The organism is Stenotrophomonas acidaminiphila, assembly GCA_002951995.1.
GTDB lineage: Bacteria > Pseudomonadota > Gammaproteobacteria > Xanthomonadales > Xanthomonadaceae > Stenotrophomonas > Stenotrophomonas acidaminiphila_A.
This window is the reverse complement of the sequence record CP019797.1, coordinates 3,132,280-3,145,886: the sequence shown is the minus strand read 5'-3', so window position 1 is coordinate 3,145,886 and position 13,607 is coordinate 3,132,280. Positions and strand designations below refer to the sequence as shown.

The following is a 13,607-nucleotide window of genomic DNA, read 5'->3' as shown; positions in this document are numbered from 1 at the left end:
TCTGACGACCAAGCGTTCCCTTTCTTCCGCTCGCCGCTGGTGGCGATGGTGGCCCGTTGCCGTCGTCCGTACCGCCACCGTCGATTCCCGGAAGGAAAGCCGTCTTGATCACGCAAGAGCAGTTCCAGCAGCAGGCCGCTGAAGGCCATACCCGCATCCCCGTCGTCCGCGAAGTGCTGTCCGACCTGGACACGCCGCTGTCGGTCTATCTCAAGCTCGCCGACGGCCCGCATACCTACCTGTTCGAATCGGTCGAGGGCGGCGAACGCTTCGGCCGCTATTCGATCATCGGCCTGCCGGCGCGGCGCATCTACAGCGTCCGCGGCCATACGCTGGAAGTAAGCGAACTGGGTGAAGTGATCGAACGCCGCGAGGTCGCCGACCCGTTGGCCGAGGTCGAAGTCCTGCGCGCGCAGCACTCGGTGCCACAGTTCGATGGCCTGCCGGGTTTCACCGGCGGCCTGGTCGGCTGGTTCGGCTTCGAGTGCATCCAGTACATCGAGCCGCACCTGGGCGCGGGCGACAAACCCGACGAACTCGGCACGCCGGACATCTACCTGATGCTCTCCGAAGAGCTGGCGGTGTTCGATAACCTCAAGGGCCGGCTGTACCTGATCGTGCATGCCGACCCGGCGCAGCCGCAGGCCTGGGCCCGCGCCAACCGCCGCCTGGACGAACTGGCGCACCGGCTGCGCCAGGGCGGGGCCGGCTACCCGCAGGCGCAGGTGTCCGATGCCATCGACGAGCAGGATTTCCAGTCCTCGTTCACCCGCGAGGAGTACCACGCGGTGGTGCGCAAGGCACAGGAGTACGTGCGCGCCGGCGACATTTTCCAGGTGGTGCCGAGCCAGCGCCTGCGCGTGCCGTTCCGTGCGCGGCCGATCGACGTATACCGCGCCCTGCGTGCGCTGAATCCGTCGCCGTACATGTATTTCATCGACGTCGGCGGCACCCAGGTGGTCGGCTCCTCGCCGGAAATCCTGGCGCGGCTGCGCGATGGCATCGTCACCGTGCGCCCGATCGCCGGCACCCGCCCGCGCGGCGCCACGCCGGAACAGGACAAGGCGCTGGAGGTCGAGCTGCTGGCCGATCCCAAGGAGCGCGCCGAACACGTGATGCTGATCGACCTGGGCCGCAACGACGTCGGCCGCATCGCCGAGCCGGGCACGGTGAGGGTGGGCGAGCAGTTCGTGATCGAACGCTACAGCCACGTCATGCACATCGTCAGCGAAGTCACCGGCACCTTGAAGGCCGGGTTGAGCTACAGCGACGTGCTGCGCGCCACGTTCCCGGCCGGCACCGTCAGCGGCGCGCCCAAGATCCGCGCGCTGGAGATCATCCGCGAGCTGGAGCCGGTCAAGCGCAACGTCTATTCCGGCGCGGTCGGCTACATCGGCTGGCATGGCGACGGCGACACCGCCATCGCCATCCGCACCGCGGTCATCCAGGGCGGTTACCTGTACGTGCAGGCCGGTGGCGGCGTGGTCTACGACTCCGACCCCGACGCCGAGTGGCAGGAGACCATGAACAAGGGCCGCGCGCTGTTCCGCGCGGTGGCGCAGGCGGCGAAAGGGTTGTGAGGTGAACGGCATGGCCGCCAATTGCCTGCCAGTCGTCCTGCTCGCTGCAGTGACGGGAGCGGCGACGACGGTGTCCGCTGCGCAAGCCGCTGGCACCGTGGATGGCGCGCAGGCGGCGGTCCGTGCCGAAGGCAGGGTCGTTCATTACGACGGCCGGATAACGCAGGCCTCCGTTGCCGCGGTACGCATGCTGCTTGAGGCCGACGGCTCGTTGAAGGAACTGGCGATCCGCTCGGGCGGCGGCGATGTCGAAGCCGGGCTTGCGCTGGGCGGGCTGGTCCGTGACCGCGGCCTGGACGTGCGCGTCGTCGGTGATGTCTGCATGTCGTCCTGCGCGAATTACGTGTTTCCGGCAGGTCGGCGGAAGATCGTGGAAAGCGGCGCGCTGGTGATCTGGCACGGCTCCATGATCCAGAAGAATCTGCTTGAGGATTTTGATTACTCGGGCGTGCAGAGACAGCTCGGCCGGCCACCTACCTGGTGGGAGCGGTGGTCCATGAAGCGGACGGCCAGGCAGTGGCTGCGCAGGATCTCGGCCGAGCAGGCCGCGTTCTACGCCAGGATCGGAGTCGATCCGCGGATAACGGTGCTCGGCCAGCTGCAGGACTGCGGGTGCAACTGGACCGTTACGGTCGCGGACATGGCGAAATTTGGAATCGATTCGGTGGCGGCCGACCCCGCTTATGGCATGCCCGGCTACGGGCGCTGGGACGGGGAATGGCGGTTGGTGGCCGACCACCCGCAGCCGCCCGCCGCAACAGGACAACGATGAGAGACGAACCATGCTGTTGATGATCGACAACTACGACAGCTTCACCTTCAACCTCGTGCAGTACCTGCAGATGCTGGGTGCCGAGGTGAAGGTGGTGCGCAACGACGCGCTCAGCGTCGAGCAGATCGCCGCGCTCAATCCCTCGCACATCGTGGTGTCGCCGGGGCCGAAGACGCCCGACGACGCCGGCGTGTCGCTGGAGGTGATCCGCCGGCTCGGCCCGACCATCCCGGTCTTCGGCGTGTGCCTGGGCCACCAGAGCATCGGCCAGGTGTATGGCGGTGACGTGATCCGCGCCGGCAACATCATGCATGGCAAGACCTCGCCGATCCGCCACGAGGGCAAGGGCGTGTTCGCCGGCCTGCCGGACCGCTACGAGGCCACGCGCTATCACTCGCTGGTGGTGGACAAGAACACGCTGCCGGACGTGCTGGAGATCACCGCCTGGACCGAGAACCCGGACGGCTCGATGGAGGAGATCATGGGCCTGCGCCACCGCCAGTACCCGGTGGAAGGCGTGCAGTTCCATCCTGAGTCCATCCTCACCCAGCACGGCCACGCGCTGATGAAGAACTTCCTGGACCGCACGTGCTGAGCGGCACCGAAGCGCTGCGGCTGTTCGTGGTGATGCTCGGCGGCCGCCATGCGCGCGCCAACACCGAAGTGCATGACGTGGTGTTCGCCGTGGCCCCCGGTATCGAGCAGAGCTACCCGCAGCTGCGCCAGCAATGGTTCGGCGATGCGGCGGGGCTGCACCTGGATTCGTGGATGACGGTCGATGGCGTCGAGCAGTGGCAGGTGCGCCTGTCCGCGGACGTGCCGGCCGCCGATGCACCGCGGCTCTACTTCGTGAACCTGGGCGGCTACGTCGCCGGCGAGTTCGGCGAGGCCCACCGCTACCTGCTGGTGGTCGCCGACGACCCGGCCGACGCCAAGCGCAAGGCGCTGCGGCAGGCCGGCGCGGCATGGATCAAGCCACACCGCGACGCCCTGTTCGAGGTCGACAGCTGCCTGCCCGTCGGCCCCATCGGCGGCCTGTACGTGCACCTGGTTCCCGGCGCCCACGAAGGCATCCGCTGCCAGAGCGATTACATCGTCATTTCCTGATCCTGGAGTTTTCATGACCATCACCGCGCAGGAAGCCCTGCAACGCACCATCGAGCACCGCGAGATCTTCTTCGACGAGATGGTCGACCTGATGCGGCAGATCATGCGTGGCGAGGTGTCCCCGACCATGACCGCGGCCATCCTCACCGGACTGCGGGTGAAGAAGGAAACCGTCGGCGAGATCGCCGGCGCGGCCACGGTGATGCGCGAGTTCGCGCTGCCGGTGGCGGTGGCCGACAAGACCCACCTGGTCGACATCGTCGGCACCGGCGGCGACGGCTCGCATACCTTCAACATCTCCACCTGCTCGATGTTCGTGGTGGCCGCGGCCGGCGCCAGGGTGGCCAAGCACGGCAACCGCAGCGTGTCGTCCAAGTCCGGCAGCGCCGATGCGGTGGAGGCGCTGGGCGCGGCGATCGAGCTGCAGCCGGACCAGGTGGCCCGGCTCATCGAACAGACCGGCATCGGCTTCATGTTCGCGCCGATGCACCACCCGGCGATGAAGGTGGTGGCGCCGGTACGCCGCGAGATGGGCGTGCGCACCATCTTCAACATCCTCGGCCCGCTGACCAACCCCGTGGGCGCCACCAACATCCTCATGGGCGTGTTCCACCCCGACCTGGTGGGCATCCAGGCGCGGGTGCTGCGCGAGCTCGGCGCGGAGCGTGCGCTGGTGGTGTGGGGGCGTGACAACATGGATGAGATTTCGCTCGGCGCCGGCACCCTGGTCGGCGAGCTGCGCGACGGCAAGGTGCGCGAGTACGAGATCCACCCGGAGGATTTCGGTATCGCCATGTCGGCCAGCCGCAACCTCAAGGTCGCCGATCCGGCAGAGTCCATCGCCATGCTGCGCGGCGTGCTCGACAACCAGCCCGGCCCGGCCAACGACATCGTCGCGCTCAATGCCGGCGCCGCGCTGTACGCTGCCGGCGTGGCCGACAGCATCGCCGATGGCCTGGCGCGGGCGCGCGCGGTCATCGCCGACGGCAGCGCCCGCGCACGCATGCAGCAGTACGTCGCCGTCAGCCGCGCGCTGGCCGGTTGAGCGTCCCCCCGTCTTCCCCTACCGCCGTACCGCATTCCAGGAAAGCAGAGCCATGAGCGACATCCTCAACACCATCCTTGCCCGCAAGACGCAGGAGGTGGCCGAGCGCAGTGCCCGCGTGCCGCTGGCCGAGCTGAGGGCGCGCGTGGCCGACGCGCCGCCGGTGCGCGGTTTCGCCAGTGCGCTGCAGGCGGCCATCGCCAACGGCGACCCGGCGGTGATCGCCGAGGTCAAGAAGGCCAGCCCGTCCAAGGGCGTGATCCGCCCTGACTTCCGCCCCGCGGAGATCGCGGTGAGCTATGAGCTGGGCGGCGCCAGCTGCCTGTCGGTGCTCACCGACGTGGACTTCTTCCAGGGCGCCGACGCTTACCTGCGGGAGGCGCGCGAGGCCTGCACGCTGCCGGTGCTGCGCAAGGATTTCGTCATCGACCCCTATCAGGTGGTCGAGGCCCGCGTGCTGGGCGCGGACTGCATCCTGCTCATCGTTTCGGCGCTGGACGACCGCCAGCTGGCCGGGTTGTCCGACCTGGCGATGCAGCTGGGCATGGACGTGCTGGTGGAAGTCCATGACATCGACGAGCTGGAGCGCGCGATCCAGGTGCCGGTGCCGCTGGTGGGCATCAACAACCGCAACCTGCGCACCTTCGAGGTATCGCTGGACACCACCCTGTCGATGCGCGCGGCGGTGCCGCGTGACCGCCTGCTGGTCACCGAGAGCGGCATCCTCGGCCCGAGCGACGTCAGGACCATGCGCGAGGCCGGCGTCAACGCCTTCCTGGTCGGCGAGGCCTTCATGCGCGTGGAGGAGCCGGGCGAGGGCTTGCGTCAGCTATTCTTCAGCGCATGACCGAGTCCTACCCCGTTCCCCGCGACGACGCGCAGCTGGTCGTCTTCGATTTCGACCACACCCTGTACGACGGCGATTCCGGCAGCCACCTGTTCGCCTGGCTGATCCGCCGCAACCCGCTGCGGATGCTGGCGGCAGTGCTGGCCACGCCGCTGTTGGGCCCGCTGGTGGCGCTGCTGCCGACGCGCCGTTTTGGTATCTCCGGCTACGTGTGGATCGCGACGTTCGGCCTGCACCGGGCACGCGAGTTCAACGGCATCATCGACCAGTACGTGCGCGCGCACGAGCCGGCCATCCGCGCGCGCCTGCTGCCGCGCGCGCTGGCGGTATTCGCCGCGCATCGCCGCGCCGGCGACCGGGTGGTGGTCGCGACCGGTGCGCCGCCGGAGCTGGCGCGGGCCATCCTGGCCTTCGTCGCGCACCAGGACGTGCCGGTGGTCGGCAGCGAAGTGGGGCCGCGGCTGGGCGCCATGGGCGCCACCCGCCACTGCCACAACGAAGAGAAGATGCGCATGCTGCGCGAGCGCGGCTATGGCGACATCGCCATCGCCTATTCGGACAGCACCGCCGACCTGCCGCTGCTGCGCGCGGCCAGGGCGCCGGTGGTGGTCAACCCCAAACAGGCGCGGGTGGCCTATTTCCGCCGGGTGCTGCCGGCCGGTACCCGCATCCTCAACTGGGGCTGCGTCGACCGCGGCGGCGAACCGGCCTGAGCGGCGCTGCCGGCCGGTGGCCGGCGGCGGTCATCCCAGCCAGCGGTGCAGCGCGTGGCCGATCTGGAACAGGCTGATCGACAGCACCAGCACGCCCACCGCCACCAGCACCCAGCGCTCGTTGAGGTGCTTGACCAGCAGCGCCGCCACCGGCGCGGCCATCATCCCGCCCACCAGCAGTCCGGCGACGATGGACAGGTGCTGCAGCCCCATCGACAGCAGGAAGGTGGCCGAGATCGACAGGGTGACGATGAACTCGGCGGCATTCACCGTGCCGATGGTGGTGCGCGCCTGGCCGCCGCGCGCGAGCAGGGTCGAGGTCGCCACCGGCCCCCAGCCGCCGCCGCCACTGGCGTCGAGCAGGCCGGCGAAGAAGCCCAGCACCGGCACCCGTTGCACCTCGCTGCGTGGGGTGAAGCGGCCGGCCGCGCGGGCCAGGATGAAGATCGCCAGCGCCAGCAGGTAGAGATAGATGAAGGGGCGGATGAACTCGCCGGGCAACTGGGTCAGGACATAGGCGCCCAGCGCGCCGCCGACCGCCCCCGGCAATGCCAGGCGCAGGAACAGCCGCCGGTCGACATTGCCCGCTGCCAGATGCGATACGCCGGACGCGCCGGTGGTGAACACCTCGGCCGTGTGGATGCTGGCGCTCACCGCCGCCGGCGGCAGGCCCATGCTCAGCAGGACCGACGAGGACACCAGCCCGAACGCCATGCCCAGCGCGCCATCGACCAGCTGTGCCCCGATTCCGATCAGGATGAACCAGTAGAACTCGCTTCCAAATTCCATCACCGGAGCCTGTTCGCTTGGGGCGGATGCGTCAAGGAGATGGGAGGCGGGACGTAGCTGCCCTGCCTTGAGGCGGGCGAAGCCGAGTTCCCGCCGGAACAGCCCCCTTTGGCAAAGGGCGCGCGCCAGCAGGCGTGGGGATTCGGGTGTCCAGTACGCCGGGGCCCAAAGTCTGCTTTGCAGACTTTTGCGTTGAAAGTACGTCTACGCGCTTTCAACGCGTTCCGTACAGCACGATGGTCTTGCCGCGCGCGTGCAGGATGCCGTCGGCCTGCAGCTTCTTGAGCACGCGCCCGGCCATTTCCCGCGAACAGCCCACCAGCCGGGCGATCTCCTGGCGTGACACGCGCAGTTGGGTGCCCTGCGGATGACTCATCGATTCCGGCTCGCGGGCCAGGTCGTGCAGGGTGCGCACGATGCGGTCGGTCACATCCAGGAACGCCAGGCGGCTGGCCTTGCGGCTGGTATGCAGCAGGCGCCGTGAAATCTGCGAGCCGATGGCGTACAGCAGCCGCGGGGCGTCGCTGGACAGCGGCCCGAGGAACAGCTGGTGCAGCCGTTCGTAGCTGATCTCGGCCAGTTCGCAGGGGGTACGGGTGCGCAGGATCACCTCGCGCTTGTCCGATTCGATGAACAGGCCCATCTCGCCGACGAACTCGCCAGCGCCGAAGTAGCCCAGCACCAGCTCGCGGTCCTCGTCCTCCTCGGCGATGATGCTGACCGAGCCGCTGACCACGTAATACATGGTGCCGGCCGGGTCGCCCGGGCGGAACACATCGGTACGCGCCGGATAGCGGCGGCGGTGGCTGTGGGCCAGGAACCGATCGATGGTGGCGATGTCCAGGGCCAAGGGGCTGGAGGCGAGGCGCACGGTAGGCACGGTGTTGGCGATCCCTGGACTCATGATGACGTTCATGTTCGTGTTTATGAACTTGTCTTAACGGACAAGCTTAGCGACGCCGGCCATAAGGGGCAAACGCCTGTTGGCCGCGCACGTTTCGCCAGGGGGCGGTTTGCCCCATAATTGCCCCCTTTCCCACCATTCACAGGACCGACCGCCGTGGTCAAGCCGTTGCCTCGCCTGAGGTTGCAGGGTTTCAACAACCTCACCAAGGCGCTGAGCTTCAACATCTATGACGTCTGCTATGCGCGTACCGAAGAGGAGCGCCAGCGTTACATCGAGTACATCGACGAGGAATACAACGCCGATCGACTCACGCAGATCCTCACCGATGTGGCCGAGATCATCGGCGCCAACATCCTGAACATCGCCCGCCAGGATTACGATCCGCAGGGTGCGTCGGTGACCATCCTCATCTCCGAGGAGCCGGTGATCGACAAGAAGGCCGCGGGCAAGGAGCTGATCTCCGACGCCGTGGTCGCGCACATGGACAAGAGCCACATCACCGTCCACACCTATCCCGAGACCCACCCGCAGGAAGGCATCGCCACCTTCCGCGCCGACATCGACGTCGCCACCTGCGGCGTGATTTCGCCGCTGAAGGCGTTGAACTACCTGATCGAGAGCCTCGAGTCGGACATCGTGATCATGGACTACCGCGTCCGTGGCTTCACCCGCGACGTGAAGGGCAAGAAGCACTTCATCGACCACAAGATCAACTCGATCCAGAACTTCCTGGCCAAGAACATCAAGTCGCGCTACGAGATGTTCGACGTCAACGTCTACCAGGAAAACATCTTCCACACGAAGATGCACCTGAAGGACTTCGACCTTGACCAGTACCTGTTCGAGGAGAAGGCGAAGAACCTGTCGTTCAAGGAGCGCATGAAGATCGAGGCGCTGCTGCGCCGCGAGATCGAGGAGCTGTTCCACGGTCGCAACCTGGCCGAGTGACGGTTACATGCGGTTCGGGGAGCGGTTGCTAGCCTGCCGCTCCTGAAATACCCGGCGGGACGGCCCGCCCCGTGGAGCGATCCGCGGACCACAGCCGACGGCGGCCCGGTGCTCACGCACCGGGCCGCTTCTTTTTTGTCCCGTACCCAAGGAGGAAACCCGTGGCCTGGATCTATCTGCTGGTGGCCGGCCTGTTCGAAGTCGTCTGGGCGATCGGCCTGAAGTACACCGAGGGCTGGACCCGCTTGTGGCCCAGCGTGGGCACCCTGGCCGCGATGGGGGTCAGCTTCTGGTGCCTGTCGCAGTCGCTCAAGTCGATCCCGATCGGCACCGGTTATGCGATCTGGACCGGGATCGGCGCGGTCGGCGCCGCGGCGCTGGGCATCGTGCTGTTCGGTGACAGCGCCTCGTGGCCGCGACTGCTGTGCATCGGCCTGATCGTGTCCGGCGTGATCGGGCTGAAAGTGGTGGGGTGATCCTGGCCGCGGCGCGGCCAGGCCCCGGGGTTTGTGTGGCCAGCCCCGGGGCCCGCCGCGGGTCGGCCCATCCCGCGTGCCTTCGGTGCGCCGGCTTTTGCAAAGGCCGCGGCGCACCGGACGGGTTGCAGGCGTCGTGCGTTCCGCTGTGTGGACTGGGGTGCCCGGGGGCTGGCCGGCGCTGGCCTTTGCCGGCCGGGCGGCCGGTGCCATCACTGCGCGGATCGGCAGTGGCAGGGGCGGCGCGCGCGGGTGCTGCCTCCGCGGGCGCCGCGCTGAACCCGGCCGGGGCGTCGGGTTCGCCTGTCCCCGCGGCGATCGTCGCGCCCGCCTGGAGAAAGGCGGTGCTGCAGGGGGCTCCGGGCGCTCTAGGCGTAGCGCCGTGGGCCCGGGGCCTGGATTCAGAGGCGATAGGCGATGGCTTTCATGGCGCGCGAGGCCAGTGCCATCACCGTCGGGATCGGTGGCGGCAGGAGTCGCGCGCCAGCGTGTTCGGCATGGTCGGCGTGGCGCGCCTCGTCGATCTTCATGACCTTGAGGATCTCGCGGCTGCGCTGGTCGGCCGCTGGCAGGGTCTCCAGGTGTTCGTCCAGGTGCGCCTCGACCTGGCGCTCGGTTTCCACCACGAAACCCAGGTTCCAGCCGTCGCCGCGCAGCCCGGCGAGGGTGCCGATGGCATAGCTGCCGGCATACCACAGCGGGTTGAACAGGCTGGGGCGGCTGTCGAGCTCGCGCAGGCGGTCCGCACACCAGCCCAGGTGGTCAGTCTCTTCCTGCGCCGCTGCCAGCAGGTGCGCGCGGGTGGACGCATCGCGGGCGACGGCCGCCTGTCCAAAATACAGCCCCTGTGCGCAGACTTCGCCGACGTGGTTGATGCGCATCAGGCCCGCGGCGTGGCGCCTTTCATCGGGTTCCAGCACCACGTCCGGGGTGTCGCCGGCCGGGTTGGGCCGGCGCGCCGGCGGGTTGCCGAACACCGTGTCCAGGGCGCGCTGGGCCTCGGTCAGCAGGCGATCCAGGGGCGTGAAGGCGCGGTCGGTGATCATGGCGTCCAGGCGGGGTGGGGGAGAGCCGGATTCTCGCCGCTGTCCCCGGGGCTGCCAAGGCCGGGCGGGCGGCGGCTTGCGTGAGCCGGCCGCGGCCGGTACAATCCCGCCTCTTGTGTTTCACCTTCACAACGCGTGGCAGAGTTCCGGCAGTGCAGCGCCGCAATGAGCCCGACCTAACCTGAGTTCTTTCATGAGCACTTTCACCGCAAAGAACGAGACCGTCCAGCGTGACTGGTATCTCGTCGACGCCTCGGGCAAGACCCTGGGCCGTCTGGCCACCGAGCTGGCCCGCCGCCTGCGTGGCAAGCACAAGCCGGTCTACACCCCACACGTCGATACCGGCGACTATCTGGTTGTCATCAACGCAGAAAAGATTGTCGTCACCGGCAAGAAGCTGCAGGACAAGCAGTACCACCGCTTCACCGGCTACATCGGCAACCTGAAGACCGAGACCCTGGCCCAAGCGCTGGAGCGCCACCCGGAGCGCGTGATCGAGATCGCTGTCAAGGGCATGCTGCCGAAGGGCCCGCTGGGTCGCGCCATGTACCGCAAGCTCAAGGTCTACGCCGGCGCCGAGCATCCGCACGCCGCCCAGCAGCCGCAAGTTCTGGATATCTAATCATGGCTATCACGCAAAACTACGGCACTGGCCGCCGCAAGTCCTCCACCGCCCGCGTGTTCCTGCGCAAGGGTTCGGGCAACATCACCGTCAATGGCCGTCCGCTGGACGAGTTCTTCGGCCGTGAGACCGCGCGCATGATCGTGCGCCAGCCGCTCGAGCTGACCAAGAACACCGAGAGCTTCGACGTCATCGTCACCGCCACCGGCGGCGGCACCACCGGCCAGGCCGGTGCGATCCGCCTGGGCATCGCCCGCGCCCTGGTCGAGTACGACGAAGGCCTGAAGTCCGAGCTGCGCAAGGCCGGCTTCATGACCCGCGACGCCCGCGAAGTCGAGCGCAAGAAGGTTGGTCTGCACAAGGCCCGCCGCGCCACCCAGTTCTCCAAGCGCTGATCCATCGCGCCTGGCGTGGGATCCTCCGGGATCCCGCTGGGAAAACAAAAGCCCGGCCTTGGCCGGGCTTTTGTCGTTCAAGGGTGGCGCGAAGGCCATGCCGCGCGGCCGCCCGGTCGAGGTGCCTGCCGATGGCAGGACGGGCAAAAAGAAAAGCCTGATCTTTCGATCAGGCCTTTGCTGTTTGGCAGCCCCGGAAGGATTCGAACCTCCGAATGCCTGAGTCAGAGTCAGGTGCCTTACCGCTTGGCGACGGGGCTAGGCAGGGGTGGATTATCGCATGCCGCGGCGGCCGAGGCCAACAGGCGTGGCAAGACCGCTGGAGCAGGCAAAAAAAGACCAGATCTTTCGATCTGGTCTTCGGTATCTGGCAGCCCCGGAAGGATTCGAACCTCCGAATGTCTGAGTCAGAGTCAGATGCCTTACCGCTTGGCGACGGGGCTGTGGCTTTCAGGAGCCGAGCTCCTGCTCCCTTGGTGGCTATGGGTGGACTCGAACCACCGACCCCAGCATTATGAGTGCTGTGCTCTAACCGGCTGAGCTACATAGCCTCAGGGAGCCCGCAATTCTGCGTATCGGCGGCTTGCCTGTCAACTGTTTTTTCCACGCTTGTGGCATTGCAGCGGCCATGGCAGAGTCCAAGCCAGTAGAAATATTTAGGAGTCCGCATCGTGATCGATCCGGACGGCTATCGACCGAACGTCGGCATCGTGCTGATGCGGGAAGACGGACAGGTGTTCTGGGCACGACGCGTGCGCCGGGATGGCTGGCAGTTCCCGCAGGGTGGGATGAACTCCGACGAGACCCCGGTCGAGGCCATGTATCGCGAGTTGCAGGAAGAAACCGGCCTGTTGCCTGAACATGTCGAAGTGCTCGGGGCTACCCCGGGCTGGCTTCGCTACCGGTTGCCCAGTCGCGCCATCCGCCGCACCGAGAAGCAGGTCTGCATCGGCCAGAAGCAGGTCTGGTTCCTGCTGCGGCTGACCGGCGACGAGGGCCATGTGCGCCTGGACCATACCGAGGCCCCGAGTTCGACCATTGGCGCTGGGTGGATTTCTGGTACCCGGTCGAGCATGTGGTGATGTTCAAGCGCGGGGTCTACGCGCGTGCGCTGCGGCACCTGGCGCCACTGGCGCGGGGCATCGCCGGGCAGGGCGTTACCGCGATGCCGAAGAGCGCCCAGGAGGCGTGGATGCCGGGCCATGCGGCGGGCCATGAGCGCCCGCGCAAGCGGTCCCGCAAGCGCGGCTATTGGCCGCGCAAGGCGCAGGGCGAGGGGCCGACGGCCTGACTGGCGGCGTCTGATCGAGAACGATTCAGGATTTTAATTGACAATCGTTCTCGTTTTCGATGAAATGGTGTCCGGCCACTCCCGGCCGGTCCTGCCCAGCGCCCCCGTGTACGTCTGCATCTGCAACGGTGTCACCGACCACCAGATCCGCGAAGCGGCCGACAACGGCTGCAGTTCGGTTGCCGAACTGACGATGCGTACCGGCTGCGGTTCCAACTGCGGTTCCTGCCTGGAGATGGCGGGCGAGCTGCTGGCCCGGGCACGCGCGGCGCGCGACCTGCCGCTGCCGATCCTCGGCCTGGCCAGGGTGGCCTGAAGAACGTCGCGGCGCACCGCCGCGGGGTGACCTCGCGGGACGCTGCCGCCATCGCGGCCGGACCAATGCATACGATTCGCGTTCCTTCATCGCCGCACGCGTGACGCTACAGTGCGCGCGTTCAACGCGTGCAGGAGCAACCCCCATGAAAGGCGACGCCAAGGTCATCGAATTCCTCAACAAGGTGCTCTACAACGAGCTGACCGCGATCAACCAGTACTTCCTGCACGCCAAGATGCTGAAGAACTGGGGCCTGAAGGAACTGGCCGAGCACGAGTACAAGGAATCCATCGACGAGATGAAGCATGCGGACGCCTTGTCCGACCGCATCCTGTTCCTCGAGGGGCTGCCGAATTTCCAGGCGCTGGGCAAGCTGCGCATCGGCGAGAGCCCGGTGGAAATCCTGCGTTGCGACCTGGCGCTGGAAACCTCAGCCGTGGCGGTGCTGCGCGAAGCCGTGGCGTACGCGGAGAGCATCGGCGACTACGTCAGCCGCGAGTTGTTCGTGAAGATCCTCGATTCCGAGGAAGAGCACATCGACTGGCTGGAAACCCAGCTCGACCTGATCGAGCGCATCGGCGAACCGAATTACCTGCTGACCAAGCTGGACGATTGAACCTGCGGCCCGGCGCCGCGCCGGGCACTGCCGGCTCCCCGGCTACGGCGCGTCCGCGCCGCCGTGTGCCACGGCATCCCTCACCTGCGCAGTGCGGTGCTGCCTGCGCGGCGGTGATCTCACTCCCTTGCCCGCAC

General features: G+C 67.4%; 16 protein-coding genes, 3 tRNA genes and 1 pseudogene. 14 read left to right on the top strand and 6 right to left on the bottom strand.

Annotated elements, in window-relative coordinates; all coding sequences use genetic code 11:
• Positions 1-104: 104 nt before the first annotated feature.
• Genes B1L07_14065 through B1L07_14035 form a run of 7 tightly spaced genes read left to right on the top strand, consistent with a single transcriptional unit; the run spans position 105 to position 6,064 of the window.
• A complete protein-coding gene (locus B1L07_14065) occupies positions 105-1,580 on the top strand; it encodes an anthranilate synthase component I (GenBank protein ID AUZ56020.1) in 1,476 nt (491 codons plus the stop codon).
• Between the two features lies 1 nt (position 1,581).
• Positions 1,582-2,352 (top strand): hypothetical protein, encoded by a 771-nt coding sequence (locus B1L07_14060; protein AUZ56019.1) that lies wholly within the window; start codon positions 1,582-1,584, stop codon positions 2,350-2,352.
• Positions 2,353-2,362: 10 nt separating this feature from the next.
• On the top strand, positions 2,363-2,947 hold the full coding sequence (locus B1L07_14055; protein AUZ56018.1) for an anthranilate/aminodeoxychorismate synthase component II: 585 nt from the start codon (positions 2,363-2,365) through the stop codon (positions 2,945-2,947).
• Positions 2,948-2,979: 32 nt separating this feature from the next.
• Entirely contained in the window at positions 2,980-3,459 is a 480-nt protein-coding gene (locus B1L07_14050; protein AUZ56616.1) for a hypothetical protein, read from the top strand.
• 13 nt (positions 3,460-3,472) lie between these two features.
• On the top strand, positions 3,473-4,504 hold the full coding sequence (locus tag B1L07_14045; GenBank protein AUZ56017.1) for an anthranilate phosphoribosyltransferase: 1,032 nt from the start codon (positions 3,473-3,475) through the stop codon (positions 4,502-4,504).
• A 52-nt stretch (positions 4,505-4,556) separates the two neighbouring features.
• On the top strand, positions 4,557-5,351 hold the full coding sequence (gene trpC, locus B1L07_14040) for an indole-3-glycerol-phosphate synthase (protein AUZ56016.1): 795 nt from the start codon (positions 4,557-4,559) through the stop codon (positions 5,349-5,351).
• Complete coding sequence (locus B1L07_14035; GenBank protein AUZ56015.1) at positions 5,348-6,064, top strand: haloacid dehalogenase; 717 nt, start codon at positions 5,348-5,350, stop codon at positions 6,062-6,064. Before trpC ends, B1L07_14035 begins: the two co-directional genes overlap by 4 nt.
• A 30-nt stretch (positions 6,065-6,094) precedes the next feature.
• Here the strand turns inward: B1L07_14035 and B1L07_14030 are convergent, their stop codons facing one another.
• Both B1L07_14030 and B1L07_14025 read right to left on the bottom strand, forming a co-directional pair.
• Complete coding sequence (locus B1L07_14030) at positions 6,095-6,853, bottom strand: hypothetical protein (protein ID AUZ56014.1); 759 nt, start codon at positions 6,851-6,853, stop codon at positions 6,095-6,097.
• 214 nt (positions 6,854-7,067) lie between these two features.
• Positions 7,068-7,757 carry a transcriptional regulator Crp gene (locus B1L07_14025; GenBank protein ID AUZ56615.1) on the bottom strand — a complete coding sequence of 230 codons (690 nt, stop codon included), beginning with the start codon at positions 7,755-7,757 and terminating at the stop codon, positions 7,068-7,070.
• A 156-nt stretch (positions 7,758-7,913) separates the two neighbouring features.
• On the opposite strand from B1L07_14025, the gene B1L07_14020 reads away from it, so the two are divergent.
• Together B1L07_14020 and B1L07_14015 are read left to right on the top strand one after the other, a co-directional pair.
• A complete protein-coding gene (locus B1L07_14020) occupies positions 7,914-8,708 on the top strand; it encodes an S-adenosylmethionine decarboxylase (protein AUZ56013.1) in 795 nt (264 codons plus the stop codon).
• 161 nt (positions 8,709-8,869) lie between these two features.
• A complete protein-coding gene (locus B1L07_14015; GenBank protein AUZ56012.1) occupies positions 8,870-9,184 on the top strand; it encodes a QacE family quaternary ammonium compound efflux SMR transporter in 315 nt (104 codons plus the stop codon).
• 401 nt (positions 9,185-9,585) lie between these two features.
• Here B1L07_14015 and B1L07_14010 read toward each other — a convergent pair whose 3' ends face one another.
• Entirely contained in the window at positions 9,586-10,230 is a 645-nt protein-coding gene (locus B1L07_14010; GenBank protein ID AUZ56011.1) for a demethoxyubiquinone hydroxylase family protein, read from the bottom strand.
• 193 nt (positions 10,231-10,423) lie between these two features.
• Here B1L07_14010 and B1L07_14005 point away from each other — a divergent pair, with 193 nt between their 5' ends.
• The gene (locus tag B1L07_14005) at positions 10,424-10,852 is read left to right on the top strand and encodes a 50S ribosomal protein L13 (GenBank protein AUZ56010.1); all 429 of its coding nucleotides are present in this window, start codon (positions 10,424-10,426) and stop codon (positions 10,850-10,852) included.
• A gap of 2 nt (positions 10,853-10,854) precedes the next feature.
• A complete protein-coding gene (locus B1L07_14000) occupies positions 10,855-11,247 on the top strand; it encodes a 30S ribosomal protein S9 (GenBank protein ID AUZ56009.1) in 393 nt (130 codons plus the stop codon).
• A gap of 185 nt (positions 11,248-11,432) precedes the next feature.
• Here the strand turns inward: B1L07_14000 and B1L07_13995 are convergent.
• From B1L07_13995 to B1L07_13985, 3 genes are all read right to left on the bottom strand, one after another.
• Positions 11,433-11,507, bottom strand: a tRNA-Gln gene (locus B1L07_13995).
• 108 nt (positions 11,508-11,615) lie between these two features.
• Positions 11,616-11,690, bottom strand: a tRNA-Gln gene (locus B1L07_13990).
• Between the two features lie 31 nt (positions 11,691-11,721).
• Positions 11,722-11,798: transfer RNA gene (locus B1L07_13985), tRNA-Met, on the bottom strand.
• Between the two features lie 120 nt (positions 11,799-11,918).
• Here B1L07_13985 and B1L07_13980 point away from each other — a divergent pair.
• From B1L07_13980 to B1L07_13970, 3 genes and pseudogenes are all read left to right on the top strand, one after another.
• Positions 11,919-12,538, top strand: a pseudogene (locus B1L07_13980) (RNA pyrophosphohydrolase).
• 106 nt (positions 12,539-12,644) lie between these two features.
• Positions 12,645-12,854, top strand: coding sequence for a bacterioferritin (locus B1L07_13975; protein AUZ56614.1), 210 nt, complete (start codon positions 12,645-12,647; stop codon positions 12,852-12,854).
• 145 nt (positions 12,855-12,999) lie between these two features.
• Entirely contained in the window at positions 13,000-13,470 is a 471-nt protein-coding gene (locus B1L07_13970; protein ID AUZ56008.1) for a bacterioferritin, read from the top strand.
• The last annotated feature ends 137 nt before the right edge of the window (positions 13,471-13,607 follow it).